This is a genomic window from Mesorhizobium sp. BR1-1-15 (genome assembly GCF_020165475.1).
Lineage (GTDB): Bacteria > Pseudomonadota > Alphaproteobacteria > Rhizobiales > Rhizobiaceae > Mesorhizobium.
On sequence record NZ_JAIUIF010000007.1, the window covers coordinates 16,210 to 40,999 of the forward strand.

A 24,790-nucleotide genomic window follows, 5' to 3' on the forward strand; every position below is an offset into this window, starting at 1 on the left:
CGGCGCCGGCGCCTTCTATCTCACCTTCACGACCACCTTGCCCTTGGCGCGCCCCGTCTCGACATAGGCCAGCGCCTCGTTGGTCTTTTCGAATGGGAATACCTGATCCATGACAGGGCGTATGACGCCGGATTGGATGAGCGACGTGATCCTGCTCAATTGATCGCCCTGCGCCCACATGAACAGGAACGAATATCCGACCCCGGCGCGTCTGGCCTTGCGGCGTATGCCGCGGCTCAGCAGGCGCAGGACCAGTTTCAGGACAATGTTGAGGCCTTTGTCCCTGGCAAATTCGGGATCCGGTGGACCGGAGATGGAGATGAGCTTTCCGCCCGGCTTCAGCACATGCAGGGATTTCTCGAGCGTCTTGGGGTCCTGGCTGTTCAGGACGACGTCGTAGCCATGCAGGACCTTCTCGAAGTCCTCCTTCTTGTAGTCGATGACGACATCGGCTCCGAGACGTCTCACCAGATCGGCGCTCGCGGCGCTGGCCGTCGTCGCAACCGTGGCGCCGAGATGTTTTGCCAGTTGGATGGCGAATGTCCCCACACCGCCGGAGCCGGCCTGGATGAACACCTTCTGCCCTTTCTTCAGCCCTGCCCTGTCGACGAGCACCTGCCAAGCGGTCAGGCCGACCAGCGGAATGGAGGCCGCCTCCTCCATGCTGAGACTGTCGGGCTTCAAGGCCACGTCGGCTTCTTCGACGGCGATGAATTCGGCGAATGTCCCGATCCGTCCGTCGCGCGCCCGCGCATAGACTTCGTCGCCGGTCTTGAATTTGCGTACTTTCGACCCGACGCGAATGACGATGCCGGCCACGTCATGGCCAAGGATGAATGGCGGGCGGTAAGGCAATATGAGTTTGAACTCCCCGTCCCGGAGTTTGGAATCGAGAAGGTTTACGCCAGCGGCGTGGACCTCGATCAGGACATCGTTGTCGCGCGGTTCCGGCTCAGGCATCTCTGCAAGCCGCAGGGCGCCCTTCTTCTGATATTTGTCGACGACAAAGGCTTTCATCATATTCGCTTTCTTGAAATGAATCCCGATATCGGACAGGCTGGGCTTTCGGGGCAGCGAAACTGCTTGTGCGGGCACCGACTTGGTACGCTCCGTTCAGGCAGGCAGGCGGAACTGCTTGCGCAAGGTCTTGTCGAACGTCGCGGCGGGCGCGAACCGCCGCAGCGTGCTGACCAGCCGGGCTGTCTTGCCGGCGGTGTAGCGTCGGCGCTGACGCTTCTCGGTGGCGGCCCTGAGTACCACATTCGCCACCGCTTCCGGAGGGTCTGCTTTCGGCATCACGTCGCGAAGCAATGCGTCGATACCGGCGCGGGCCTGATCGTATTCCTTCATGACGGAATCGGGCTCGAGCCCGTTCTGGTCGAACACGGTGCGCACGAAGGCAGGTTCGATGACCGAAACCCGGATGTTGAAAGCGCGAACCTCGTGGTCGAGCGATTCCGAATAGCCTTCGAGCGCGTGCTTGACGGCGGAATAGTGGGCCGAATACGGCGCGGGAACCAATCCCAGGATCGAGCCGATATTGACGATGCGCCCCCCGCCGCGCCGCCGCATCGACGGCAGCACCGCGTTGATCATCCGCATGACGCCGAACAGATTGACATCGAACAGGGCCTTGGACTGGGAAACCGAGGATTCCTCCGCGCCTCCCAGCAGCCCGACGCCGGCATTGTTGACCAGAAGGTCTATCCGGCCGGTCCTGGCGAGGACATCTGAAACCAGAGCTGCGACCGACGCGTCATCGGTCACGTCACAAACCAGCATCGATATCCCGTCCGAGCCCTGGCCTGATATTTTGCGGCTGGTGCCGAAGACGGTGAAACCCGCCCGCGCCAAAGCCTCCGCGCTGGCGCGGCCGATGCCGGAGGAGGCGCCGGTCACGATCGCCGTCTTTCCTGAATTCCGGTTCATCTGGTGACTCCGAACTCGAGAGGTCTTGCCTCTCGGCGATGATTGAATTATGATCGTAATATCACATTACGGGTGTAATGCAATAGGGAAGCGGAAGGAGCGCCATGCGCTACGAAAAAGGCCGGAAGGACGCATCACGCAGCCGGATCATGGAGATCGCCGCCGAACGGTTTCGCAGTGACGGCATCGCCGCGTCCGGGCTGGCAAGCATCATGAGCGACGCCGGCATGACGAACGGCGCCTTCTATCCACACTTTCAATCCAAGGCCGAACTCGTCCGCGAGAGCATGGTCGCGGCACTGGAGGCTCAGTCGCAGCAATTGCAGGGGGCGTTGGCCTCGGGAGGGCTGGAGTTGGCCCTGGGGATGTATCTGTCGCCCGAGCACCGGGATCATCCGGAGACCGGCTGTGCTTCGGCGGCGCTGTTGCCCGAAATCGCGCGTCAGCCATCCGAGACCCGCGCGCTCTACACCGAACGATTAATGACTCTGGTGCGCCAGCTATCGGCGCAGTTGCCGCCTGGAATCCCTGATCCGGAGGGCGTTGCATTGGGCGTTTTCGCGGCGCTCATCGGCGCCCTTCAACTGTCCCGCGCGGTGGAGGGAACTGAATTGTCCGATCGCATGCTGACGGCGGGAGCGGAGGCGGCGCGGACTCTGGTCCAGCCGCGCTAGGGTGAAGAGGAAGGCGCTATCCCGCGCGATGCGCCCCGGCTGCAAATCTAACCAGGCAGCCAAACGAAGAAAAAAGCGGAAGTTTCGCCGCCGCTGAACAATATATTTATTCAGACCGGGCCTCAGCTGGCATGGCGAACCGGAACTTTCCTCCAAACCTTCCGTTTCTTTGAAGATCGTTGCTTCGACGGTCGAAGAGCAACAGGGAAGGATCCTATCATGAACATCAAGATGATCTGCGTCGGCGCGATGACGCTTTCGATGCTCGCGGGCTCGGCCCTCGCCGCCGCGAACAAGGGCACGTCGGCACTCGACGACCCGGCCAAGATGCAGCCCTTCTACACCGACTCCAGCATGAAGAAGATGCGCAGCAGCGACGAGTTCACGAAAGCGTGGAAAGCGCTCACTCCGGAAGACCAGAAGCTGATGATGACGGCCTGCGACGATGAGGCCAAGGACGCCAACGCCGCCAACAGCCATCCGGAGTTCTGCAGCAGCGTCAAGGCGAATGGCGGCAGCAAATAGACCGGCCAAGAGCAGGCTTTTATAGCCCGCACCCTGAAGACAGCCCCGTCTCGCGGGGCTGTTTGTCATGCGCCGACGCGCCGGCCGGTTTCGGCGTCGAACAGATGCGCGCAGGCGCGGTCGACCTCGATGCGCACCGGCTGGCCCTGCTTGAGCGCCAGCCGCTCGCGGAAAAGGCAGTCTATCTCCTCGCCGCCGCAGTCGACCTTGGCGAAGATCTCCGAACCGGTGGCTTCCAGCAGCGTGACGCTGCCGGGTATGCCTTGGCTGCTGGCGCGGATGTGTTCGGGGCGGATGCCGTAGACCAGCTCTCCGCCCGGGACCTGTGCCGGATGAAGCGGCGCCGGCAGCGGCAAGGTCAGCCCGCCTGCGCTGCGGAAGACGCCTTCCTCGATGCGGCCGCGAATGAAATTCATGGCGGGCGAACCGATGAAGCCGGCGACGAAGAGATTGGCCGGCTGGTCGTAGAGGTCGAGCGGCGCGCCGACCTGCTCGACCAGGCCGTCATGCAGCACCACGATCTTGTCGGCCATGGTCATGGCCTCGATCTGGTCATGCGTGACATAGATGGTGGTGGTGCCCAGCCGCTGGTGCAGCGCCTTGATCTCGCCTCGCATTTGCACGCGCAGCTTGGCGTCCAGGTTGGAGAGCGGTTCGTCGAACAGGAAGACTTGCGGGTCGCGCACGATGGCGCGCCCCATGGCGACACGCTGGCGCTGGCCGCCCGAAAGCTGGCGCGGGAAGCGGTCGAGCAGCTTTTCCAGGCCGAGGATACTCGCCGCCCTGTTGACGCGGCCGGCGGTATCGGCCGGATCGGCTTTCTTGATCTTGAGCGCGAAACCCATATTGTCGGCCACCGTCATATGCGGGTAGAGCGCGTAGTTCTGGAACACCATGGCGATGTTGCGGTCTCGCGCCCTGAGATCGTTGACGACCCGCTCGCCGATGGCGATCCTGCCGGCCGAGATCGTCTCCAGCCCCGCGATCATGCGCAGCAGCGTCGACTTTCCGCAGCCCGAAGGTCCGACCAGGATCACGAACTCGCCATCGGCGATGTCGACGCTGACGTCGTGAATGATCCTGGTCGCTCCGAATGCCTTCTGCACATTGTTGATGGTCACCGCTGCCATTTCATGTCCTCACCTGGAAAGAGTGTCGTCGGCTTCAGCCGCCCTTGACCGCGCCGGCGGTCAGCCCGGCGACGATCTGCCTTTGCGCGAACATGGTCAGCACCAGCACCGGCAGCGTCACCACCAGTGCGGCGGCGGCCAGCGGCCCCCAGCTCACCTGCTCGTAGGAGAGCATGTTGTAGACCGCGACCGGCAAGGTCCGCGTCTCGCGGCTGGCCAGCACCACGCCAAAGACGAAATTGTTCCAGGAGAAGATGATGGACAGGATGAAGGCCACCACGATGCCTGGCCTGGCGATGGGCAACGCGACCAGCCGGAACACCTGCCATGAGGAGGCGCCGTCCATGCTGGCGGCCTCCTCCAGCTCCATCGGCGTGGTTTCGAAATAGCCGATCATTACCCAGACCACGATCGGCACCGTGACCACGAGATGGATGATGATCTGCGGCCACAGCGTGCCCAATATGCCGGCCCACTGGAACAGCAGGAACAGCGGGATGAGGTAGGACAGCCCCGGCGTCATACGCGCGATCATGATGACGACCGCCGACCGTTCGGCCTTGAGCCGCGCTATGCCGTAGCCGGCAGGCACGCCGATCAGCAGCGCCAAGAGCGTCGCCGTGCCGGTCACCAGCACCGAGTTCCAGAAGTAGAGCAGGAAATTGTTCTCCTCGAACACCTTGGCATAGTTTGACCAGGCCACGTGCTCGGGGATGAAGACCGGCGGGGAGGCGCCGTTGTCGATCTCGAATTTCAGGGACAGCGAGATCATCCAGAGGAAGAACAGGATCGCCGGCGAGACGAAGACCAGGGCGGCGAAGAACAGGCCGATCCGGTTGAGCAGTCGCGAACGCATCTATTTGCCCTCCGCGTCGGTCCAGCGGCTGCGCTGGCGCAGCATCAGCAGGACGAAGGACAGCGCTACGATAAGAACGAAGAACACCACCGCCATGGCGGAGCCGTAGCCGACGTCGTAATAGGAGAAGGCGATGTTGTAGAGATAGATGTTGATGGTCTCGGAGGCCGTGCCCGGTCCACCCTGGGTCATCGCATAGATGATGTCGAAGCTCTTCAGCGCGTCGATCGTGCGGATGATCACCGCGATCATCAGGAACGGCGCGATCATCGGCAAGGTCAGGTACCGGAACTGCTGCCAAGCATTGGCGCCGTCGATCTCGGCGCTCTCGAAGGGTTCGCGCGGCACCGAGGCCAGCCCGCCCAGCACGATCAGCATCACCAGCGGCGTCCACTGCCAGGTCTCGACAGCGACCAGCGAGGGGATGACCGTCCTGGCGTTGAATATCCATTCCTGCGCCGGAATGCCGACCAGCGACAGAAGGTAGTTGAGCACGCCGAGTTGCGGATGGAACATCATCGTCCAGACCAGCGCCACGGCGACGGGCGTGGCCATCATCGGCATCACGAAAATACCGCGCAGCACGCCGCGCAGCGGGAACCGGGCATCGAAGATCAGCGCCGCGACCGTGCCGAGCAGCATCGGCGCGGCCACCGAAAGGAAAGTGTAGGACAAAGTGTGCGCGAGCGATTCCCAGAACCGCCCATCGCCGACCAGTCGCAGATAGTTCTCCATCCCCGCGAAGCTTCGCGACTGGCCAAGCGTCCAGCGGTTGACGCTCATCCACAGCGTGAAGGCCCAGGGAAAGACGATGACGGCGCCGACGACGACCAGCGCGGGGACGACGAAGGGCCAGTAGCTGGGAGCCAGCTTGACGGGCCGGCCCCCCTCGCTTGCCTGTTTCGTCACCCCGGTACGATCGGTCGTCGCCCCGGCGCGATCCGTCGTCGCCCCGGCGCGACTCGTCGTCGCCTCGGCGCGCTCTGGGGCAGTTGCGGACATCAGCCTTGCTCGCTCCTGTCGAGGACCGGCTGGAACTGTTCCGTCGCCTTTTTCAGTTCCTCCGCCGGGTCGGCCCCGGCGAGCAGGTTGCTGAGCGCCACGCCATAGATATCGCGGAACTCGGTGACCGGGATGATGACCGGCAGCGCCAGCCGGCTGACATTGCCGGAGCCGACCACGGCGTCGAGCCAGCTCGCCGGCATGGTCACGCCTTCGCGCACCTTGGGGTCTTCCAGCACCGATTTGCGGAACGGCACGCCGGCACCTGCCTGCAGCAGCCGCGCGCCCATGCCGGCCGACACCGCCCATTGGCAGAAGAGGTAGGCGGCTTCCTTCTTCTCGCTGGCCGTGGTCACGCCGAGCCCGTCGCCGAACGTACCCGAGGCATGCGCCTTGGGGCCCTTGGGCATCACGCCGTAGCCGACCTTGCGGACCACCCTCGACTTCTCCGGATTTTCCATCGGCGGCGCGAAACCGACGCCGTCGAACCACATGCCTATCTTGCCTTGCAGGAAGGCGGATTGCGCTTCGGCCCAGTTGAAGCCGGTGACGCCGGGCGGCGCGGATTTGGTCATCAGCCGCTGGTAGAGGGCGGCGGCCTCTACCGCCTCGGGCGCGGTGGTGCGCAGCTTGCCCTTGTCGTCGAGCGGCGTCATGTCGTAGCCGAGCATCAGCGAGGTCCAGACCGGCGTGTTGGCATTCTTGAGGCCGCGCGCGACGAAACCGTAGGTGTTGGTCGACGGGTCGGTCAGCGCCTCCGCGGCCGCAACGAGCTGATCGAAGGTTTCGGGGTATTTGAGGCCCTTGGCCTCGAACAGCTCCTTGTTCCAGTAGATTATCCAATAGTCGACCGAGAACGGCAGCGAGCGCAGCACGCCCTGGCCATCCTTGGCGAACAGCATGCCGGCATCGGCAAAGTCCTTTTCGACCAGGCTCGGATCGGTCAGCGTCGGGTCGGCAAGGTAGCCCGATATGTCGGCAAGCCAGCCCCCCTTCTCGAACTGCCGCTTCTGCACATGGTAGCTCAGATGCACGACGTCGAAGCTGGGTTTGCCGGAGCTGAGCTCGATCACCGTCTTCTGGCGCTGCTGCTGCTCGGGCGTCGCCTCGGCATTGACCTTGATGCCCGTCAGATCCTCGAACTCGGCGAGATATTTGATCAGCGTGTCGCTGCGCGGGCTTTTCACCAGATTGACATCGAGCGTCGTGCCCGCGAAGCGCTTCCAGTCGACGCCGGCGGCAAGGCTCGGGCGGATACCGGCAAAGCCGGCGCCGGCGAGCATGGCGGCGCCCGCAAGGAGCTGTCTTCTGGTTGGGTTGAATGGATTGGACGGCATTTCTTCCTCCCGGTTGCTGTCGTTGTCGATTGCGCCGCGACAGGCACGGCGCGGCCTGCTTCCTCAGATATGGAGCGCCAGCCGGCGCGCATTGTCGATATGCTGGCTGATCGCCTCGACCGCCTTTTGTGGATTGCGGCTTTCGAGGGCTTCGATCACGCTCAGATGCTCGCGCATCACCGGCACCACGCGCCCGTCGATGCGGAACCGTTCCTGGTGGATCAGGCGGATCTTCACCGAATTGACCAGATAGGCCTTGGCAATGATCTCGTTGCCGAGCGCATCGATGAAAGTATCGTGCATGGCCCAGTCGATGGTCTGAGCCCTGGCCTCCATCTCCGGCGTCGGGGTCTGCGCCAGCGCCTGCGCCAGCATGTCCTCATGCTCGCGGCGCAAGCGCGCGAGTTCGTCGTCGGAGGCGCTGACGGTGAACAGCGCCACCGCCTCGCGCTCCATGAACAGGCGGAACTGGAAGGCCTCGCGGATCAGGCTGATGTCGATATGCGCAATCTGCATGCCGCGCTGCGGGATCGTCGTCAACAACCCCTCGGCTTCCAGGCGCGGCACGATCTCGCGGATGGCGCCGAGCGGCAGGCCGGTGAACGCGACGAGTTCGCGCTGCGACACGAACTGGCCCGGCTTGAGGTCGCGGGCCAGCAAATGCCGCGTGAAGCTGGCATAGGCCTGCTCCCGCAGATTTGTCTGGTCGCCGCCATTGGCCATTTCAGTGCTTCCTTCCCCGTCAGGCCGCCGCGGCCGCGAAAAGAGTGTCGTAGGCAGCGCCAAGCTGCTGGCGCTCCGGCGCCGCGATCGGCTCGAGCGGCGGCCGCACCGCCAGCCAGCGCTCGTCGCCGGTCTTGCGCGCCACCATCACCTTGACCGCCGGAAGGACCGGGTGCTTGAGCAACTCGAGCACGAAACGCTCGACGCGCACGTCGTCGTGCCCTTTCTCGGCCATGGCGAGGACCTCGCCAGCGGCGAAATTGGCCATGCCCGAAATCGCGCCCTGGCCACCGATCCTGACCGCCCGCGCCAGATGCCGCTCGTCGCCGATCAGGATCACCAGATCGCCATGGGCGCCGAGCAGCGCCTCGCTATAGGCCCAGTCGCCGCCGGAATCCTTGACGCCGGCGACCACGTCCGGAAACGCCTGGCGCAGCCGGCCGATCAGCCCCAGCGAAAGCTGCACCGTGGTGACCGAGGGGATGTTGTAGAGCAGCACGCCGCGGGCCAGCGGACCGAGAGCGGCAAAGACAGCGGAAAACCAGCCGAAAAGGCCATCGTCGCCGATATTCTTGAAATAGCTGGGAGGGGCAAGGAGGATGTTGCGGGCGCCGCGCTGCAAGGCATGGCGAGCCTGCTCGGCTGCATCCTCGGCCGCATCGACCAGCACGCCTGCGACAAGCTGATGCGGCGCGATGCCGGCCGCCAGCATCGCCTCGGTGACGGCCCGCCGCTCCCCAGTGCCGACCGAAGCGCCCTCCCCGGTGGTGCCGAAAAGCGTCACGCTGGTGCAGCCCTGTGCCAGGCAGCTCCGGGCCAACGTCACCATGGGTGGAATGAGGATTTGCCCCGACGCATCGAAAGGCGTGGCCAGGGCAACCGAAAGACCAAAACGCGATGTCACCAGCGAGTCTCCCAAAGAGCAGTGCGCAGGTAGTGCTATCACGCTAACATGTTAGTCGTAAATAGGGCGGATGCAAATTTACGGAAACGCAAGTTGTGATGGTTCCGGTGCAGGCGCTATCCATGCCCAGGCCCGTTTGTGCCGTTTTTCCTTTTTCCTGCCATGTTGCGTTGCGAAAGATTTGTTGCATTGCGATACGATCCGCCCCGGCCGACAATGGCCGCGGGTTGGGCTTGCACGAAGGATTTGTCGTGGCAGCATCGTTCCGACCCGATATCGAGGGAATGCGCGCACTGGCGGTAGCCGGTGTCGTCGCCTATCATTTCGGCCTCACAGCCCTGCCCGGCGGCTTTGCCGGCGTCGACATCTTCTTCGTCATCTCCGGTTATCTGATCACAAGACACCTTTTGCAGGAGATCGGCGAGAGCGGCCGGCTGAACCTGTGGCGCTTCTATGCCCGCCGCGCCCGGCGGTTGCTGCCGGCCTCGCTGTTCGTCATCCTGGCCACGCTGCTGGCCGGCGCCTTCATCCTGTCGCCGGAGGAACAGGCGCTCTATTCGAAGGGGGCGATGTTTGCCTCGGCCTATATGATCAACCTGTGGCTGATCCGCTGGTCGTTCGACTATTTCGCTTCAGACGCCGCCAACAACCCGTTCATCCATTTCTGGTCGCTATCGGTGGAGGAGCAGTTCTACCTCGCATGGCCGGCGCTGCTTGTTCTCGCCGCATGGCTGCGGCCGGGACGGCGCGCGGCCATCGTGGTCATCGGTGTCACCGGCCTGGTGTCGTTCGTGGCCTGCGCCTGGCTGACCAGCGTTTCGCCGCCCTGGGCTTTCTATTTCTCGCCGCTGAGGGCCTGGGAGTTCGCCGCCGGCGGGCTTGCCACGATGGTGCCGGCAAGTTTTCTCCGGTGCCACCCGCGGCTGCGCGCCGCGCAAGGCTGGCTCGGCCTGGCGCTGATCGTGCCCGCCTATCTGCTGCTGGACGAGGCGCTGCCCTTCCCCGGCCTGCTGGCGCTGCTGCCGGTCGTCGGCACGGTGCTGCTGCTGGTCAGCGGGGCAGGCGAGCGCCAAGCGGATGGCAAGCTGGCCGGCGGCCCCGCGGCTCTCCTGTCGCTGCCGCCCATGCAATGGATCGGCAAGCTCTCCTACTCGCTCTATCTCTGGCACTGGCCGGTCATCGTCTATGCGGGAATGGTCACCGCGGAGCTTTCCGGGCTGGACAGGTTTGCCTGCCTGGCACTGACGCTGATGCTCTCCATCTTCACCTATCACGTCATCGAAAACCCCGTGCGCCGCAACGGCTGGCTGATGGCAAGCGCCGCCCGCGCGCTCGTGCCCGCGGCGCTGCTGACCGGCGCCGGCGTGGTCGCGGCCTACGCCAATGCCAAGTTTGCCGTTCACGAACTCGATCCGGAGCAGCGCGTCATCGCCCAAAGTGCGGCGCGTCCATCCACCGCGCGCGCCAGGGGCGGCTGCGTGCTCGACTACGAGACCATCACCCCGAAGCCCTGCGTGTTTGGCGCCAAGAATGTGAAAGGCACGATCGCCTTGTTTGGCGATTCACATGCCGACCACTGGTCGACGCCGCTGATCCAGGCGGCCGAAAAGCGCGATTACCGGGTGGTTACCTGGCTCAAATCCTCGTGCCGGGCGTCCCGGCTGTCGACATGGTCGAGCAAGCTGAAGCGCGACTACGCCGAATGCGACCAGTGGCGCGAGCAGTCGATCAAGGAGATCCTGGCGCTGAGGCCGGCCCTGGTGGTGATCTCGGAAATCGCCCTGACCAGTTCGCGCAAGATGGCCGCCGGCAAGGATGAGCCCGACAGTCAGGACGCGGAGTGGAAGGCTGGCCTGCGTTCGACGCTGGAGACGTTCAGCAAGGCCGGGCTGAAAGTCGCCTTCATCCGCGACGTGCCCTTCAACGACGAGCAGGTCGACACCTGCGTGGCGCGTGCGCTGTGGCGCGGCGACACGCCCTCGCTCTGTGATCAGACGCGCGCCTATGCCGCCAACGACGCCATGGCCGCGGTGGAGCGCGACGTCGTGCGCAGCATTCCGAACGCCCGCTATGTCGATATGACCGACCAGTTCTGCAACCAGACCACCTGCCATGTCTTCATCGGCGGCAAGATCGCCTTCCGCGACCGCCACCATCTGGCGACCGCTTTCGCCGAGACGCTGGAGAAGCCGCTGGAGAAGGCGCTGTTTTAGAAGGGGTTAACGTCCCTTCTTCAAAGGCGCGCTGCCAAGGCGCCGCCCCCTCACAGCGCGCGCGGGCACGAAACATTGGTTTACCGGCTTTATGGGAACAGGGCCGCGAGGGCAGCGTTTATTAGATGAGCCTTAAAGAGGAGGTTGCCATGAAGAAACTCTTGCTCGCATCCGTGATTGCCGTCGCTTCGGCGGTGGCCGTGATCGCCCCGGCAAATGCCGCCAGCATCACGCTTGGCATCGGCAACGGCTATGACGACGATTATTATGTTCCCAGATATCGTCACCACTATCGCGATTATTCCGACGATGACGGCTACTATCGCCGCTACAGCATGTATGACGAGAGCTACCGTCCGCGTTATTACGGTCATCGTCGCTGCCACACCGAGGTGATCAAGCACTGGCGTCATCACCATCGGGTCATCGAGAGAGTCCGCGTCTGCAGGCGTTGACCTGACAACCAATCCGGCCGGCATCGCGCCGGCCGGATGTCATGCACAGCGCCATGCCCTGGAGCGGAGCACTTGTCGTGCGCGCCGCAACTCCTCGGGGCCCAACCCTATCGTCGCATCATCATCCCGTAGTGCATCGCCAGCAGATCGAGCCCGATTCTCAACAGCTTTGCCGCCACGTCCCTGCCCTCGCTCATCTCTCCCGCCACGCCTCTGACCGACTGCTCCAGGCACACGATCTTCCGGACCACGTCGACCACCTCCCAATGGCCGAGCGCGCGGGTCGCGGCGGCGTGCGACCGTCCGGCATTGAGCACGCTGTCGGTGATGCCGCCGCTTGTCCTGTCGCCGTCGACGCGTTCGCTCCAGCGCATCGGCTTGATATCAGCCTGCTGGCTGGCGCGGAAATCCTCGCGGTAGCGCAGACCGGCTTCGCGCTGCTGGCGCGACAGCGAGGTGATGCCCAGCAGCGGATCGATGCTGCGCACCCGCACGATACCACCGGTGGAGGTATGGCCGTCATTGGACACCTCATAGACGCGCCGCGCCTCCGATGTCCCGGTTGCGAGCCGCTTGCGGCCGAACTCATCGTCCCGCAACGCGAAATCATGGCCGACCTCGCGGCGGATGCGCACCTGCTCGGCCTCGCCCTTCGGCAGCTTCGGCGTCTGCGGTTTGGCTGATCTGGCGGCTTTCTTGCTCATGGCTGCGTCCTTGTGGGGAGTGGATTGAGGTGCTGGCTGGCGCGGCAGCGATCCCTGGCGAAATTGGCTGCGTGCGCCGGAACCAGCGGCGAGGCTGGGCGTTGTGCCGCACCAAACCAACAGGAGGTATGCCCATGACCGCCTTCATGCCGGTGACCTTGCGCTTCTGCGACAACAAGACCATGCTGGTGGGCTCCATCGCCCAGGCGGCGACCGCGCTTCGCCGGCAATGGCCTGACAAGACGGCCACCGCCTATCTGGATGCGGCAAGGCTGGTCAGGCTCGCCATCGACGGCAGCTGCCGCCAGCGCGTCGCCTTCGAGGCTTTCACCAAGGCGGCCGGGCAGCAGGGGCTGCTGGTGGCTAAGCCGCGTAGCCGCGCCCATGAATGGCTCGACGCCGCCGCGGGCCCGTGAGGTGGCTGAAAACGTGATGCAACCGCGCCGCCGCCTTGCACGTTGATAGGGGCTGGCTTCCGAGCCGCGCGCAACGCCAAGGTAACCGCCGTGGGTACCATGAAAACAGGATCTCCGCTCAAAGTATGCCTGGACGGGCATGTCGAGGTGATCGACGGCGTCGCTGAGGCAGCCGACTTCCTGCAGCGCTGGCCGATTGAACGGCGTGGTCATGTCTACCGCAGTGCGCTCAACGCGTGCAGCGCAGCCATCGCGGCGCAGATTTCGCACGCCGACGCGATGAAAGCGTTCACCGGCTTCGCCCGGGTTACCCGTATATTGGCCGGCGATGACGGCCGGCCAGCGATGCCTGATGCAATAAGCGTGCGGATGCCAAAGCAGGGCCACGATCTGCCAAAATAAAAGCGTTGCGTGGCCGCCGTTCTCGCCAGATCGCCAACACTGCAAAAGAAAAGCCAGCGTTGCAGCTAGTCTCTTTCTCCCCGTTTTACGGGGAGAAATGCCCGGCAAGGCAATGAGGGGCGGTGCCACCGCTTCGATACCTTGCATCTGACCCAATCTCCCTCCCGAATTCATGCCGTTCCCAATCCTGCACCCGGCGCCGCCCGCCTGCCGTTAGCTTCTCTCCAGAACGGGAGGAAGCTCACCCCGCCTCGCAGACACGCCGGCGGAAGCGCGCCTGATGATAGGTGCAGTAGCTTTTCATCGCCCTTGTGCGCATGCCGCAGCACAGCATGTGGACGCCCGGCCGGCCGCCGGGCGCGTCGTTTTCCGGATTTTGCTCCAGCGCCAGGTCGAGCGGAGCGCGGCAGCGGCCGAACAGGCAGTCGACGAAGCGCATTGCCACGCCATGCGGCTGGCGGCCGATCGGGCTTCGCTGCGGCACCGGCACCTCCAGGCGGTAGGCTTGCCCGTCCGCCATCAGCACGCCGGCCTCGCGTGCTGCGAGGCGTTCCGCACCTTCACCCTTCGGCACGCGCTTGCGTCCGGCCTTGGCGGCGCGGTCGGCGGCCTTGTCATTCGCCCTCTCGGCTGCCGCGATGCGCTTGCTGTTGGCAAAACCGATCGAACTCAGCATGGCGTTACGGTGAACGATGCCGATGATGGCGTCGCGCGACACCGGGCTGCCTCGCGACGCGCTGAACCGAGCCGCGATGCGCGAGGCGGAAAGTCCGTCCGTCAGCCAGCCGGCGATCGCCTGCAATTCCTTGTCGCCGTAAAGTGCCATATCTGGTCTCCGTCCATTGCGCGGCCGCGGCAGCGCGCGACGCCGCCGGCGAGTATCGGTGTCGGCCCGCCGCAGGCGGTGGGCATTGTTGGGTTGGATCCGGCCTGTCGGCCGTTGGATTGGCGGCCTCAGCCCGGCCGGCCGCCCAGCGCGGCGAGGCGCGCCAGCCGCGCCTCTGCCGTCACCCGGTCGGGTGCGAAAACCGCCCTGCCCGTCAGCCTGTCGAGCAGGATCACGGTGCCGTCCTCGGTCCGGATCAGGGAGCGGATCCGCACCGCGCTGAATTGGGGGCCGGAGCCGCGGGGAGCGGCGGCTCCGGCCGTTCCGGCCGCCGGTGACGGGCGGACCGGACGTGCGGCTGATGCATCGGGGCAATCAGCCTCACGCTTCGCCCTGGCCGGGGAGGAGGACAGCCGGGGCGAAAGGGAATGAGCGCTGGCCGGCTCGCGTGAAGCTGGCCTGAGGGCGCTTTCGACTCGGAAGGGGTTGAGCTTTTGCATGAACGGATATAAGCATAACTTAAAAATTTATGCAAGCCATTCTTTCATGGACGAAAGCAGCGCTTGTTGGTCACATGGGCGCCATGGTGAAAACGCAACTGTCGATCAAGGTCGGGGCGGCAATCCGCCAGGCGCGCAAGCAGCGCGGCCTGGTCATGCGCCACATCGCCGAGCACAACGACACCGACGTCGCCGCCGTCGGCAATTGGGAAACCGGTCGCAACCTGCCCAAGACGGAAAACCTCCTGAAGACTGCCGCCTTTCTGCGTGTCGACCCGGTCGCGCTCGGCAAGGGCGAGGTGGTTTTCCTCGACGATGCCGGACCGGTCAACGACGCCGAGATCGTCACCGACGCCGGGCCGCCCCCCGCCGGGCCGATGGACATCCAGGTGCTGGGCGCCGCCGTTGGCGGCGACGACGGCGATTTCACCTTCAACGGCGAGCCCGCCGGCTACGTCCAGCGCCCACCCGGCATCCGCAACCTGGCCAAGGTGTTCGCGCTGCATGTGCTCTCGGATTCCATGGTACCCCGTTACGAGCCCGGAGACCTGATCTATTGCGGCGGCCGCGATGCCGTCCCGGGCGATCACGTGGTGATCGAAACCTTCCCGGAAGAGAACGAACGCAACGGCAAGGCCTTCATCAAGAAATTGGTCAAGCGCACCGCCGCCGAACTGGTGGTCGAACAGTACAATCCGCCGAAGACGTTGACCTTCAACCGCTACGCCATCAAGCAGGTCTGGCGGGTCATTCCGTTGAAGGAATTGCTGGGCTATTGAGGGCGACGGGGCAATTCTTCCTCCCACAAGGAGAGCAGGCAAAACCCAGCGTCGATGCCACCCTCACGCCCGCCCCGATCCCTCCAGCGGCATCTCGCGCTCGCTCAGCATCAGCGCCTCGCTGCGCACGCGCTGGCGCTCGTTGATAAACGCCGCCCGGATCTGGATCGCCGTGCCCGGCAGCCCGTCGGCGCGGCAGGCCGAGCAGACCAGCCGGCCCGAAAGCGCTGCCAGCGGCGTATTGCCAGTCACGCCGAAGCGCCGCAGCTGATCGGGCTTCCACCACCTGTTGCGGCCGCAATCGGCGCATTCGACCGATATCGAAACGACATCCGCAATCACTGATCCCTTGCCCGTCAATGCCATCGCGGCTCGCCTTTTTGTTCCTTGTTTGTTCGCATATTCCTGTGTTTTGAAACGAGAGTCGAGTCGCATCTTTCAGGGCTCCGCAAAAGTTTCTCTTTCGCCAATTTTTGAGTTATGCTTCTATACGGCTTGCAAAGCCGAGTCGGCGCGCGTGCAGCACCCCGGGAGAGACGATGGACGCCCTTGCCGCCGATTTCGCTCATGCCTGCGGCTATGGCGGCGACAGTCACGCTCTCATCGAGGCCTTCGCGAGAATCCGCGAACACGGCATCCGCCAGGCGCGCCTCGGCCATTTCAGGCGCAAGGTGGTCGTCGACGCGCTGAAACAATCGGAAGCGCTTTTCCTGGCGGCGATCGGCCCGGCGCTATCGGCACAAGAAGCCATCGAGGACGCCGCCCGCTTCATCTCCTTCTGGCGCAACATGCCGCGCTGGCGCCAGGAACGGCGCCTGGCGGACCTCGCCAGGGCGAGGCAACAACGCCTGCTGGCGCGCTTCTTCCGCCGCTACGGCCACCGCATTTGGGCCTTGCAGGCGGCATAGGCGGGCTCGCCAAGCCGTCGGCGACCACACTGCGCCACGAGAGAGACGCAGCCACGAGAAGAGCTGGGCAATGCCGCCATTTGCGGGTTCCCATCCGCGCGTTTTCTTCCTAGATTGCCTGCGGGTGGCTGATCGTTCGACGTGCATATCAGGGAATGTTCAAGACTGCCCGTTCAAGAGTCCAGGCCTGGATGACGGCAGGCGCGGGAACCATCGCCGCGCTGTTGGCGGCCGGCCTCATGGGCGCCTTTGGCGCCCTGCCCGCTCACCCTCCGCCGCAACTGCCGTCCGATGCCGCCATCGATGCCGGCCGCTGGCGCATCAAACCGGTGCGTGCCTACGTCAGCCATGCCGACATCCATGGCGTGCCGCTGAAACCGGGCCAGAAGGCACTGGTGCTGGAGGCCGACATGACCAACCGCACGGCCGAATCCAACAAGGCCTACTTCGCTGTCTTCAAGCCGGAGGGAATCACCCTGCCGGACTCGATGCCGATGATCGCCCTGATACGCGATTCGACCCTGGCGCCGGAACTGCACCCCGGCATGACCGAGCGCCTGGCCTATGTCTGGCCGCTGGCCGGCGACGCCGCCGTGCCGCCGACGCTCGCCTTCGGCGTCACCGCGGAGATCTTCAAGCCGCGCGACAATCTCTACGGCACGCCCGGCTGGTACAATCCCTACCGTCTCGGCACCGTGACCTTGCCGCTCGCCGATATGCCGGCAACGGACACGCCGGGAGCCGGCTCATGAAGATGCGGGTCCTCGGCAATCTCGCGATTCTCGCCGCCACCGTGGCGCTGAGCTACGGTATGCAGCTTTCCAAGCCGCATTATGCCGACCTCACCGCGCCCATCCCGGTCGACGGCGCCATGCACGACACGGTGCGGGCACGCAGCTTCGACGTGCGGCTTGACGAGGTTGTCTTTGCCCGCGCGCTGAAGACCAACCAGTTCGGGCAGCAAAAGCTTTTGACGACGAGCGGCGTGTGGGCGGTGGTGACGACCAGCCTCACCGCGACCGACGCCTCCATCACGGTCGCGGACGGCACCTGGCAAGGTCCGACCGGTCTGCGCTACCGCCAGACGGAGCGGCTGGGCTATCGCCAGGACATGCCGCCGCACGGCGTCGATCCCGGCTTGCAAAAACGCGGCCTGTTCGTCTTCGAAGTACCGCCCGACCAGATCGGCGGCGCCAGGCTGCTGGTCTCGGAACGCCAATTCGGCGCGCTCGACGCGCAGGCCCGCATCAGCTTCGACGGGTTGTCTGCCGGCGCCGATGGACAACCGGCCGGCATCCTGCCGCAATACGATCTGGATGCACCACCGGGCCAGACTTCTCCGGGCCAGACACCGCAGGGCAAGCCATGAGCGCCGTCGCGACCGACATGGGGCCGGCCGCCGAGCGGCAGGTCGAGAAAAAATGGCGCAGGCGCAGCCTGGCGGCGCTTGTCATCCTGCTGCCGCTGGCGCTGGCAGAAACCAGCCATGACAGCTTGCGCGAATGGCTGGGCGGCGAAGACCTCATCGCCAGGGATGTCGAGTTTGGCCAGTCCGCGCACTTCGGCGGCAGCGACTGGAAGCTGGCGGACCTGCGCGGCGGCAAGGCCGGCCGCTTGCCCGATCAGGCCTTCGCCGTCATCGCCACCTTCTCCGTCACCGTCGGCGATCCCGACTTGCAGAAGCAATGGCTGGGCTGCAGGCTGATGCTGACCGATGCCGCCGGCCGCCGCTGGCTCCCCGACATGATTTCGGGCGTCAGACTGCCGGACGGCGTGATGAACTGCACCTCGGCGATCTTCTCCGGCGCCAAGACAGGCGACGTCATCACCATCGGCGACACCTTCATCGTGCCGGAGGATGCCATCAAGACCATCCGTCCCGCCATTGGGCTGGGAAGCGGGCGGCCGTGGTACCTGCGGTTTCAACGGCCGCCGAAGTAGCGACAGCGCCGGCAGTCCGGAGTCACGGCACGGCGATCAACAGGACGTAGGCAACAAAGACGACGAGGTGAGCAAGTCCGGTGAGAACCGTCGTGCGTCCGGTACTGAAACTTACGACACTCACCGCAAGGGCCAGAACCAGCAAAATCACGTCGCTCGGACCGAGACCGAGGTTGAGCGACTTTCCGGTGATGAGGCTGGCCGCCGCCACTGCCGGGATCGTCAGTCCGATGGTCGCGCACGCCGAGCCCAAAGCGACGTTCAATGCGCGCTGGAGCTCATTCCCCCACGATGCCTTGATGGCGGAGATCGCCTCGGGGAGCAGCACGACAAACGCAATCATCGCGCCGACGATCGCATCCGATTGCGGGATCTGCAGGTAGGTAAGGCCATCTTCAACGCCAGCCGCGACCCGTTCCGTCAGCAGGACGATCCCGACCAGTCCCAGAAGCAGGAAGACGAAATGCGTTGGCACGCCGTGGACCTGCGGAGAATGGCTTTCCGGAGCGCTTTCACGGACCTGCACCTCCAGGAAGTCCTCTTTCTGGCTGTAGCTCTGGGCGAAAACGAAACTGCCGTAGAGCAAGAGCGACAGCAGCGCGACGAAGGCCAGTTGCGTGGGAGAAAATGTCCCGGGGCTGGTGGCAAGCGTATAGTTCGGGAGCACCATCGTCAGCACCGTGATCGCGGTCAGCACCGAAAGAAAGGAACTTGTGCCTTGCCTTCGGATGTCCTGGTGGCGGTGCCGCCACCCGCCAAGTGTCAGGCACAGCCCCACGATGCCGGTGCAAACGATCATGACCGTGGAGAACACGGATTCTCGCGCCAGGGTCGGATTGTTGGCGCCATGTCGCATCATCGAGACGATGATCGACACTTCGATCGTCGTTACGGCCAAGGTAAGGACCAGGGTGCCGTACGGCTGTCCAACACGTCGGGCTATCGCCTCCGCATGTCGCACCACGGCAAAGACGGTTGCCAAGGTAAGGATGATCGATATGCCGGCAACGATCACCACAATCGCCGTCCGATCTTCGATCGGCTCTATGTTCGATTGCAATATCAACGCCAGCGCGCAGCAGACCACAGGCAGGCCGAAGGTCATTGCCTCACTTCGACGGCGGAAGAAGTAAGTCATGGCATTCTCTTCGATCTTGCGAGTGCAAACAGGCGGTCTGTTTACGAGACCAGGAAAGATCGCACTTTCGCCCCATCACACGTACATGGCAAGGCGCGACAAGGATACGCTACGGTCATTCCCGTCGCTACCGGGAACGACCGCCCCCCTTCGATAGCGAGAACGCCGTCTCCAGGACGGCGGCGAGGAAGCAGATGCGCAGCGGCTCGACCAGGATGCCGGTGGAGGAATCCTGGAACGGGCTGCCGAACAACAGCGTCACGCCATGCGACAGGATCTGCCAGACGTCGAGCTCGTGCGGGCCGATCAGCCGCGTCGCGCCGAGCCACAGCCAGGCCGCGCCCCAGTCGAGCAGGCGATAGCCGACGATCAGCGTACACAGCAATACGAGGCTGGAACTCACCGTCAGCCGCACGCCATTGGCGATCGGCAGATAGCGCGAGCGGTAGCCGGCGACGAAATGCTCGACGAAATCGCGCAGGAATTTCGGCAGGCCGGCATAGCGCTTGCCGACGCGTTCCAGCCGGCCGTGCACGCGCATCAGTGCCGTGTCGTCGCGCACATCATAGCCATAGATCAGCGCCGCCATCACCAGCCAGATCAGCGGCAAGAGCATGTAGAAGAACAGGTTGACGGCGATCGTCGAGGGCGCGATCGAGGTGATCTCGACCGGCACCATCGGCGCGGCCGTCGCCGCCGGCACCGGGCTCGCCAGCCCGTCGGCCGACGCCTGCAGAACCGACCAGAAATTGCGGCTCATCAGCCATTGCAGCGCGCTGTCCTTCCAGCGGCTGATGACGTAGAGGCCGACGAAGATCCAGTTGGTCTCGCAGATCACCACCACGATCTGCCAGAACGAGGCGGCGCCCGTTTTCGCCTGCATGAACTTGGCCAGCCGGCGCACCAGCCAGGACACCGCCACCGAGACCAGCAGCCAGCGCGAATCCAGCACGTCCAGAACATTGGCGCTCTGGCCGAAGCCGGCCCGGTCGAGCGTTTCGCGCGAATATTGCCGCACGATGTCGCCGAGGAACCCCCAGGCCGCGTAATAGGCGAAGAAGGGTAACAGCGCGATGGTGATCATGCGCACCAGCCGCGAACCGCGCCGGTCCGCGGTTCCCTGCCCCTCGGCGACCGTGGCCTTTTCCGCGCCACGCTGCGCGGCCAGCACATGGGGCAAGCCGGGACGCAGCACATGGAACATCGCCACCGTCACCACCAGTTGCGCCAGTGCCACCAGCGTCAGCATGGCGAGCCCGGCGAAATGATTTGCGAGCGCCACCTTGGCCGCCAGTTGCAGCAAGAGATCGCCGGCCAGAACACCGGCCAGCACCAGCACGACGAGCTGCGGCCAGAACCGCCGCAGCAGCGAAAAACTCAAGCTGATCGGTCTGATGATATCGGCAAACATGAGGTTCTCTCAGAATGCCACCCGCCCGAAATCCTTCTAGCAAAGGGGGGTTGTTTTGCAAGAAAGGTAGCGAGCTCTCCTGCCTATGGCAGAGCGGCGATTTCCCCTTCTCCGACGACAAGGGAGAAGGAATTAGCGCCTCACCCGCGACTTCAGCCAGCGATCGAACGCCACCGCCAGGATCAGGATCAGGCCGATGACGATGCTTTGCGTGTAGGACGAGACGTTGTTGAACTGGAGCCCGTTCTGCAGCACGCCGATCAGGGCGGCGCCCACCACGGTGCCGCCCACCGAGCCGATGCCGCCGAACAGCGAGGTACCGCCGATGACGACGGCCGAAATGACCGTCAGCTCGTAGCCGATGCCGGCCACCGCTTCGGACGAATTCAGCCTGGCCGACAGCACGAAGGCGGCGAGCCCGGCGAAGAAGCCGACGATGACATAGACCGAGACCAGGATGCGGTCGACGCGCAAGCCCGACAGCCGTGCGGCCTCGGCATTGCCGCCGACGGCGTAGACGGCGCGTCCATAGCGCGTGTAGCGCAGCACGATGTGGCACAGGATGGCGGCCGCCGCGAAGATGATCGCCGGCACCGGCACGGGGCCGATCAGCCCGGTGCCGAACCAGCGCATAGAAGCGTCGAAGCCCGAGATCGGGCCGCCATTGGAGATGGTCAGCGTCAGGCCGCGAAACACGGTGAGCCCGCCAAGCGTGACGACGAAGGGCGGCACTTTCAGCCTGGTGATGGCAAAGCCCTGAACACCGCCGGCCACCGCCCCCACCACCACGGCAGCGAGCAGCGCCGCGAACCAGCCATAGCCCTGCGTTCCCGACGTCGACAGCGACAGCGTGTTGGCGGTGCCGCCCTTGGCGACCACGGCCGCCACCATGCCGCAGAAGGCGAGCAGCGAGCCGACCGAAAGATCGATGCCGGCGGTGAGGATGACGAAGGTCATGCCGAGCGCGATCAGCCCGGTGATCGATATCTGGCGGGTGATGTTGAACAGATTGATCGGATCGATGAAGCTCGGCTTCAGCACGGTGAAGACGACCACCAGCGCCGCCAGGAATAGCAGCGGCCCGAAATTCATCAAGAGCCGCGCAATGCTGATGCCGCCACGCCGGCTCTGTTCCTCGGCCACGCTCATCGTGCCTCCTCCTCAACCGCTCCCGGCTGGTCGAGCGCCATCAGTTCCATCAGTTTTTCCTCGCTTGCCTCGATGCCCGGCATCTGCCCGGTGATGCGTCCCTTGCGCATGGTCACGATCCGGTCGGACACAGCCAGCACTTCGGGCAGCTCGGACGAAATCATCATCACCGCTATGCCGCGCGCTGCCAATTGCACCAGGATCTGGTGCACCTCGGCCTTGGCGCCGACATCGACGCCGCGCGTCGGCTCGTCGACGATCAGCACCTTGGGGTCGCGCGCCAGCCAGCGCGCCAGGATCACCTTCTGCTGGTTGCCGCCTGACAGGCCCTCGATCGCCTGCTCGGCCGACGCCATGCGGATCGATAGCATTTTCCGGAACCCCGCCAGCGCATCGCGCTCGCGCCGCTCGGCCATGAAGCCGAAGCCATTGCTGAACCGCCCGAGCGAGGCGACGGAGAAATTCGGCAGGATGCCGAGCGCGGCGAAGATCGCCTGATGCTTGCGATCCTCAGGCACCAGGCCGATGCCGAGCGCTATGGCATCCGCCGGCGAGGCCGGCGCGATGGGCCTGCCGTCGAGCGTGATCGTGCCGCCCGCGATCCGGTCGGCGCCGAAGATGGCGCGCGCCAGCTCCGTGCGACCCGAGCCGACGAGGCCGGCGACACCCAGGATCTCGCCGGCCTTCAGGTCGATATCGACGCCGTCGAGCACGATGGCGTGCGGCGCTTCGGGATCGCGCACCGTGCGCAACCCGCGCACCGACAGCACGACGTCGCCGGCCACCGTGCGCTGCGCCGGCCGCGCATAGAGCTCGGACGCCGCGCGGCCGACCATTTTCTCGATGATGCGCGGCAATCGGATCGGCCCGCCTTCGCGGTCGAGATTGCCGGCCAACCTGCCGTCCCGGAGCACCGTCATGCGGTCGCAGATGGCGGCGGCCTCCTCCAGCCGATGGGTGACGAACATGATGGCGACATGGTCCTTGCGCAGCCTGTCCATGATCGACAGCAGCCGCTGCACCTCTGTCTCGGTCAGCGCTGATGTCGGCTCGTCCATGATGATCAGCCGGCTCTTCAGCGACAGCGCCCGTGCAATCTCGACGAGCTGCTGCTCGGCCACCGAAAGCGCCGAGACCGGCGTCATCGGATCGATCGTGAGGCCGACGCGGGCGATGATGGTGCGGGAGTCCTGCTCCATCTTGCGCCAGGAGACGAGGCCGAGCGGACCGGTCGGGGCGCGGCCGATGAAGATGTTCTCCGCCACCGTCAGCGTCGGGATCAGGCTGAGCTCCTGGTAGATGGTGACGATACCTAGCCGCTTGGCATCCTGCGGGCTCGACGGCCGGTAGTCGGCGCCGTCGAAGCTGATGCGCCCGCCCGACGGCGGCATGACGCCCGACAGGATCTTGAGCAGCGTCGACTTGCCGGCGCCGTTCTCGCCCAGCAGGCCGAGAATTTCGCCGGGCCTGATGTCGAGCGAGACATCGCGAAGCGCGGTGACGCCGGCGAAATGCTTGGTGACGCCCTCGACGGCGAGCAGGACGGGTGCGGCTTCAGCCATGGAATGGGTGCTTCCCTCGATGCAGTTTCCGGACCCGTCGGCGCGTGAACACCCCCCTCTGTCCTGCCGGACATCTCCCCCGCAAGGGGGGAGATTGGCTGTCTGTTCCGCATTCGCCAATTTTCAACGCCGCAATGAGAATGCGGACATCGACACTGCCAATCTCCCCCCTTGAGGGGGAGATCGCCGGCAGGCCAGAGGGGGGTGCTGCCCCGCCGACCTCTCCATGCGCTCACTTCGTCTCGTTCAGCCTCTCGGCCTTGTCGAGATTGTCCTTGCCGATGACGATCGGCGTCAACAGCACCAGCTTCTCCTTCGGCTCCGTCTTGTCCCTGGCGTAGGCGACGGCGATCTGCACGGCGGTGCGCGACTGCTGGCCGGGGAACTGTTCGACCGTGCCGGCGAGCTTGCCGTCGCGGACCGCGACCAGCGCTTCCGGCAGCGCATCGAAGCCGTAGATCTTGACGTCGGTGAAGTTGCGCGCCGCGCAGGCTTCGAGCGCGCCCAGCGCCATGTCGTCATTGGCACAGACGATCGCGTCCGGCTTGCCGTTGGCGGCAAGGCCGGCTTCCGTCACCGACAGCGCCTCGGCGCGGGCGAAATTGGCGGTCTGCTCGAAGACGATCTGGTACTTGTCCTTCAAGGGATCGAGCACATTGTGCACGCCCTTGTTGCGGTCGATCGCCGGCCCGGCGCCGGGTTGGCCCTGGAGGTGGAACAGTTTCGCGCCGTTGGGGAACGCCGCCACCACGGCCTGCGCTTCCGCCTCGCCGCCCTTGACGTTGTCGGCGCCGACATGGGCGAGGATGCCCTCGACGCCGTCGACGCGGCGGTCGATCGTCACCACGGGAACGCCGGCCTTGACCGCTTCCTCGATGGCCGGCGCCAGCGCGTTGACGTCGAGCGGCGAGATCACGATGGCGTTGACCTTCTGCACCAGGGCCGCCTCGATGTCGGCGGTCTGCTTGGTGGCCGAGTTCTGGCCATCGCTCTCGGTCAGGTTGACGCCTTGCGTGGCGGCTTCCGCCTTGATCTCGTTCAGCATGTGCACGAAGAACGGAAAGCCGAGACTGGGCACCGAGCCGAGAATGGTGAGCTTGTCCTGCGCAAATACCGAGGGCGCGGCAAGCACCATCGCGCCCGCGGCCACGGACGTCATCAGGAATTCACGTCTGTTCATGGGATCCTCCTCCACAAGAACGCACGGCCCCGGAAACCGGGACGGTTTCAGGAAGGATCATGCGTCGGTTCAAAGTGTTGGAGCATCCTCCTTGCGTTTGCTAACGCATGCCGCTCCAGCTGATCG

At 64.8% G+C, this 24,790-nt stretch carries 28 protein-coding genes; 11 read left to right on the forward strand and 17 right to left on the reverse strand.

The annotated features are described in order from the left end of the window. Positions 1-15: 15 nt before the first annotated feature. Positions 16-1,017 (reverse strand): NADP-dependent oxidoreductase, encoded by a 1,002-nt coding sequence (locus LB541_RS14110; protein ID WP_140649357.1) that lies wholly within the window; start codon positions 1,015-1,017, stop codon positions 16-18. Positions 1,018-1,113: 96 nt separating this feature from the next. Continuing rightward, positions 1,114-1,929, reverse strand: a complete 816-nt coding sequence (locus LB541_RS14115; RefSeq protein WP_140499093.1) for an oxidoreductase — start codon at positions 1,927-1,929, stop codon at positions 1,114-1,116. Positions 1,930-2,033: 104 nt separating this feature from the next. Between LB541_RS14115 and LB541_RS14120 the strand changes: the two genes are divergently transcribed. Both LB541_RS14120 and LB541_RS14125 read left to right on the forward strand, forming a co-directional pair. Further along, positions 2,034-2,603: a TetR/AcrR family transcriptional regulator gene (locus LB541_RS14120; RefSeq protein ID WP_224618684.1), complete on the forward strand. Its 570-nt coding sequence runs from the start codon at positions 2,034-2,036 to the stop codon at positions 2,601-2,603. Between the two features lie 219 nt (positions 2,604-2,822). After that, positions 2,823-3,128: a hypothetical protein gene (locus LB541_RS14125; RefSeq protein WP_224618686.1), complete on the forward strand. Its 306-nt coding sequence runs from the start codon at positions 2,823-2,825 to the stop codon at positions 3,126-3,128. A 65-nt stretch (positions 3,129-3,193) separates the two neighbouring features. Here the strand turns inward: LB541_RS14125 and LB541_RS14130 are convergent, their stop codons facing one another. The 6 genes from LB541_RS14130 to LB541_RS14155 form a co-directional block, all read right to left on the reverse strand. Next, positions 3,194-4,258 (reverse strand): ABC transporter ATP-binding protein, encoded by a 1,065-nt coding sequence (locus LB541_RS14130; RefSeq protein ID WP_140499099.1) that lies wholly within the window; start codon positions 4,256-4,258, stop codon positions 3,194-3,196. A 34-nt stretch (positions 4,259-4,292) separates the two neighbouring features. Next, positions 4,293-5,114, reverse strand: coding sequence for a carbohydrate ABC transporter permease (locus LB541_RS14135; protein WP_140499101.1), 822 nt, complete (start codon positions 5,112-5,114; stop codon positions 4,293-4,295). Then, positions 5,115-6,116, reverse strand: a complete 1,002-nt coding sequence (locus LB541_RS14140) for a carbohydrate ABC transporter permease (RefSeq protein ID WP_224519032.1) — start codon at positions 6,114-6,116, stop codon at positions 5,115-5,117. It lies immediately after the preceding gene. After that, entirely contained in the window at positions 6,116-7,453 is a 1,338-nt protein-coding gene (locus LB541_RS14145; protein WP_140559839.1) for an ABC transporter substrate-binding protein, read from the reverse strand. Before LB541_RS14145 ends, LB541_RS14140 begins: the two co-directional genes overlap by 1 nt. A gap of 63 nt (positions 7,454-7,516) precedes the next feature. After that, positions 7,517-8,176, reverse strand: a complete 660-nt coding sequence (locus LB541_RS14150; protein ID WP_140499104.1) for a GntR family transcriptional regulator — start codon at positions 8,174-8,176, stop codon at positions 7,517-7,519. A 19-nt stretch (positions 8,177-8,195) separates the two neighbouring features. Continuing rightward, complete coding sequence (locus tag LB541_RS14155; RefSeq protein ID WP_140521424.1) at positions 8,196-9,080, reverse strand: dihydrodipicolinate synthase family protein; 885 nt, start codon at positions 9,078-9,080, stop codon at positions 8,196-8,198. A gap of 251 nt (positions 9,081-9,331) precedes the next feature. Here LB541_RS14155 and LB541_RS14160 point away from each other — a divergent pair, with 251 nt between their 5' ends. Next, positions 9,332-11,293, forward strand: coding sequence for an acyltransferase family protein (locus LB541_RS14160; protein ID WP_140559841.1), 1,962 nt, complete (start codon positions 9,332-9,334; stop codon positions 11,291-11,293). Between the two features lie 149 nt (positions 11,294-11,442). Continuing rightward, positions 11,443-11,748: a hypothetical protein gene (locus LB541_RS14165; protein WP_140499110.1), complete on the forward strand. Its 306-nt coding sequence runs from the start codon at positions 11,443-11,445 to the stop codon at positions 11,746-11,748. A gap of 107 nt (positions 11,749-11,855) precedes the next feature. Here LB541_RS14165 and LB541_RS14170 read toward each other — a convergent pair whose 3' ends face one another. After that, on the reverse strand, positions 11,856-12,452 hold the full coding sequence (locus LB541_RS14170; RefSeq protein ID WP_140521422.1) for a DUF6456 domain-containing protein: 597 nt from the start codon (positions 12,450-12,452) through the stop codon (positions 11,856-11,858). 134 nt (positions 12,453-12,586) lie between these two features. Between LB541_RS14170 and LB541_RS14175 the strand changes: the two genes are divergently transcribed. Further along, on the forward strand, positions 12,587-12,868 hold the full coding sequence (locus tag LB541_RS14175) for a DUF982 domain-containing protein (protein ID WP_140499114.1): 282 nt from the start codon (positions 12,587-12,589) through the stop codon (positions 12,866-12,868). A 99-nt stretch (positions 12,869-12,967) separates the two neighbouring features. Beyond that, positions 12,968-13,270: a DUF982 domain-containing protein gene (locus LB541_RS14180; protein ID WP_140559951.1), complete on the forward strand. Its 303-nt coding sequence runs from the start codon at positions 12,968-12,970 to the stop codon at positions 13,268-13,270. Positions 13,271-13,511: 241 nt separating this feature from the next. Here LB541_RS14180 and LB541_RS14185 read toward each other — a convergent pair whose 3' ends face one another. Beyond that, a complete protein-coding gene (locus LB541_RS14185) occupies positions 13,512-14,096 on the reverse strand; it encodes a GcrA family cell cycle regulator (protein ID WP_140521421.1) in 585 nt (194 codons plus the stop codon). Between the two features lie 128 nt (positions 14,097-14,224). Beyond that, complete coding sequence (locus LB541_RS14190) at positions 14,225-14,371, reverse strand: hypothetical protein (protein WP_224618688.1); 147 nt, start codon at positions 14,369-14,371, stop codon at positions 14,225-14,227. A 299-nt stretch (positions 14,372-14,670) separates the two neighbouring features. Between LB541_RS14190 and LB541_RS14195 the strand changes: the two genes are divergently transcribed. Further along, the gene (locus LB541_RS14195) at positions 14,671-15,375 is read left to right on the forward strand and encodes an XRE family transcriptional regulator (protein WP_140499435.1); all 705 of its coding nucleotides are present in this window, start codon (positions 14,671-14,673) and stop codon (positions 15,373-15,375) included. Positions 15,376-15,438: 63 nt separating this feature from the next. Here the strand turns inward: LB541_RS14195 and LB541_RS14200 are convergent, their stop codons facing one another. Beyond that, the gene (locus tag LB541_RS14200; protein WP_140556357.1) at positions 15,439-15,741 is read right to left on the reverse strand and encodes a hypothetical protein; all 303 of its coding nucleotides are present in this window, start codon (positions 15,739-15,741) and stop codon (positions 15,439-15,441) included. A gap of 173 nt (positions 15,742-15,914) precedes the next feature. On the opposite strand from LB541_RS14200, the gene LB541_RS14205 reads away from it, so the two are divergent. The 4 genes from LB541_RS14205 to LB541_RS14220 all read left to right on the forward strand — a co-directional run bounded on the left by LB541_RS14205 (position 15,915) and on the right by LB541_RS14220 (position 18,224). Next, positions 15,915-16,283, forward strand: coding sequence for a hypothetical protein (locus LB541_RS14205; protein ID WP_140516189.1), 369 nt, complete (start codon positions 15,915-15,917; stop codon positions 16,281-16,283). A gap of 155 nt (positions 16,284-16,438) precedes the next feature. After that, the gene (locus tag LB541_RS14210; protein WP_140499124.1) at positions 16,439-17,035 is read left to right on the forward strand and encodes a hypothetical protein; all 597 of its coding nucleotides are present in this window, start codon (positions 16,439-16,441) and stop codon (positions 17,033-17,035) included. Beyond that, positions 17,032-17,652: a hypothetical protein gene (locus LB541_RS14215; RefSeq protein WP_140556356.1), complete on the forward strand. Its 621-nt coding sequence runs from the start codon at positions 17,032-17,034 to the stop codon at positions 17,650-17,652. Before LB541_RS14210 ends, LB541_RS14215 begins: the two co-directional genes overlap by 4 nt. Continuing rightward, on the forward strand, positions 17,649-18,224 hold the full coding sequence (locus LB541_RS14220; protein WP_140516193.1) for a hypothetical protein: 576 nt from the start codon (positions 17,649-17,651) through the stop codon (positions 18,222-18,224). The genes LB541_RS14215 and LB541_RS14220 overlap by 4 nt, the downstream gene beginning before the upstream one ends. A 22-nt stretch (positions 18,225-18,246) precedes the next feature. Here LB541_RS14220 and LB541_RS14225 read toward each other — a convergent pair whose 3' ends face one another. From LB541_RS14225 to LB541_RS14245, 5 genes are all read right to left on the reverse strand, one after another. Beyond that, complete coding sequence (locus LB541_RS14225; protein WP_140516195.1) at positions 18,247-19,362, reverse strand: calcium:proton antiporter; 1,116 nt, start codon at positions 19,360-19,362, stop codon at positions 18,247-18,249. Positions 19,363-19,489: 127 nt separating this feature from the next. Then, the gene (locus tag LB541_RS14230) at positions 19,490-20,773 is read right to left on the reverse strand and encodes a hypothetical protein (protein ID WP_140499131.1); all 1,284 of its coding nucleotides are present in this window, start codon (positions 20,771-20,773) and stop codon (positions 19,490-19,492) included. Between the two features lie 132 nt (positions 20,774-20,905). Then, complete coding sequence (locus LB541_RS14235) at positions 20,906-21,922, reverse strand: ABC transporter permease (RefSeq protein WP_140516199.1); 1,017 nt, start codon at positions 21,920-21,922, stop codon at positions 20,906-20,908. Beyond that, positions 21,919-23,484 (reverse strand): sugar ABC transporter ATP-binding protein, encoded by a 1,566-nt coding sequence (locus tag LB541_RS14240; RefSeq protein ID WP_140516201.1) that lies wholly within the window; start codon positions 23,482-23,484, stop codon positions 21,919-21,921. The genes LB541_RS14235 and LB541_RS14240 overlap by 4 nt, the downstream gene beginning before the upstream one ends. A gap of 232 nt (positions 23,485-23,716) precedes the next feature. Further along, on the reverse strand, positions 23,717-24,664 hold the full coding sequence (locus tag LB541_RS14245; RefSeq protein ID WP_140499137.1) for a substrate-binding domain-containing protein: 948 nt from the start codon (positions 24,662-24,664) through the stop codon (positions 23,717-23,719). Positions 24,665-24,790: the final 126 nt, after the last annotated feature.

What these genes read in the sequence shown, in the direction of transcription:
- LB541_RS14110 (WP_140649357.1), bottom strand. Translation starts at nt 1,017, where the DNA reads ATGAAAGCCTTTGTCGTCGACAAATATCAGAAGAAGGGCGCCCTGCGG.
- LB541_RS14115 (WP_140499093.1), bottom strand. Translation starts at nt 1,929, where the DNA reads ATGAACCGGAATTCAGGAAAGACGGCGATCGTGACCGGCGCCTCCTCC.
- LB541_RS14120 (WP_224618684.1), top strand. Translation starts at nt 2,034, where the DNA reads ATGCGCTACGAAAAAGGCCGGAAGGACGCATCACGCAGCCGGATCATG.
- LB541_RS14125 (WP_224618686.1), top strand. Translation starts at nt 2,823, where the DNA reads ATGAACATCAAGATGATCTGCGTCGGCGCGATGACGCTTTCGATGCTC.
- LB541_RS14130 (WP_140499099.1), bottom strand. Translation starts at nt 4,258, where the DNA reads ATGGCAGCGGTGACCATCAACAATGTGCAGAAGGCATTCGGAGCGACC.
- LB541_RS14135 (WP_140499101.1), bottom strand. Translation starts at nt 5,114, where the DNA reads ATGCGTTCGCGACTGCTCAACCGGATCGGCCTGTTCTTCGCCGCCCTG.
- LB541_RS14140 (WP_224519032.1), bottom strand. Translation starts at nt 6,116, where the DNA reads ATGTCCGCAACTGCCCCAGAGCGCGCCGAGGCGACGACGAGTCGCGCC.
- LB541_RS14145 (WP_140559839.1), bottom strand. Translation starts at nt 7,453, where the DNA reads ATGCCGTCCAATCCATTCAACCCAACCAGAAGACAGCTCCTTGCGGGC.
- LB541_RS14150 (WP_140499104.1), bottom strand. Translation starts at nt 8,176, where the DNA reads ATGGCCAATGGCGGCGACCAGACAAATCTGCGGGAGCAGGCCTATGCC.
- LB541_RS14165 (WP_140499110.1), top strand. Translation starts at nt 11,443, where the DNA reads ATGAAGAAACTCTTGCTCGCATCCGTGATTGCCGTCGCTTCGGCGGTG.
- LB541_RS14170 (WP_140521422.1), bottom strand. Translation starts at nt 12,452, where the DNA reads ATGAGCAAGAAAGCCGCCAGATCAGCCAAACCGCAGACGCCGAAGCTG.
- LB541_RS14175 (WP_140499114.1), top strand. Translation starts at nt 12,587, where the DNA reads ATGACCGCCTTCATGCCGGTGACCTTGCGCTTCTGCGACAACAAGACC.
- LB541_RS14180 (WP_140559951.1), top strand. Translation starts at nt 12,968, where the DNA reads ATGAAAACAGGATCTCCGCTCAAAGTATGCCTGGACGGGCATGTCGAG.
- LB541_RS14185 (WP_140521421.1), bottom strand. Translation starts at nt 14,096, where the DNA reads ATGGCACTTTACGGCGACAAGGAATTGCAGGCGATCGCCGGCTGGCTG.
- LB541_RS14195 (WP_140499435.1), top strand. Translation starts at nt 14,671, where the DNA reads ATGGGCGCCATGGTGAAAACGCAACTGTCGATCAAGGTCGGGGCGGCA.
- LB541_RS14200 (WP_140556357.1), bottom strand. Translation starts at nt 15,741, where the DNA reads ATGGCATTGACGGGCAAGGGATCAGTGATTGCGGATGTCGTTTCGATA.
- LB541_RS14205 (WP_140516189.1), top strand. Translation starts at nt 15,915, where the DNA reads ATGGACGCCCTTGCCGCCGATTTCGCTCATGCCTGCGGCTATGGCGGC.
- LB541_RS14210 (WP_140499124.1), top strand. Translation starts at nt 16,439, where the DNA reads ATGTTCAAGACTGCCCGTTCAAGAGTCCAGGCCTGGATGACGGCAGGC.
- LB541_RS14215 (WP_140556356.1), top strand. Translation starts at nt 17,032, where the DNA reads ATGAAGATGCGGGTCCTCGGCAATCTCGCGATTCTCGCCGCCACCGTG.
- LB541_RS14220 (WP_140516193.1), top strand. Translation starts at nt 17,649, where the DNA reads ATGAGCGCCGTCGCGACCGACATGGGGCCGGCCGCCGAGCGGCAGGTC.
- LB541_RS14225 (WP_140516195.1), bottom strand. Translation starts at nt 19,362, where the DNA reads ATGACTTACTTCTTCCGCCGTCGAAGTGAGGCAATGACCTTCGGCCTG.
- LB541_RS14230 (WP_140499131.1), bottom strand. Translation starts at nt 20,773, where the DNA reads ATGTTTGCCGATATCATCAGACCGATCAGCTTGAGTTTTTCGCTGCTG.
- LB541_RS14235 (WP_140516199.1), bottom strand. Translation starts at nt 21,922, where the DNA reads ATGAGCGTGGCCGAGGAACAGAGCCGGCGTGGCGGCATCAGCATTGCG.
- LB541_RS14240 (WP_140516201.1), bottom strand. Translation starts at nt 23,484, where the DNA reads ATGGCTGAAGCCGCACCCGTCCTGCTCGCCGTCGAGGGCGTCACCAAG.
- LB541_RS14245 (WP_140499137.1), bottom strand. Translation starts at nt 24,664, where the DNA reads ATGAACAGACGTGAATTCCTGATGACGTCCGTGGCCGCGGGCGCGATG.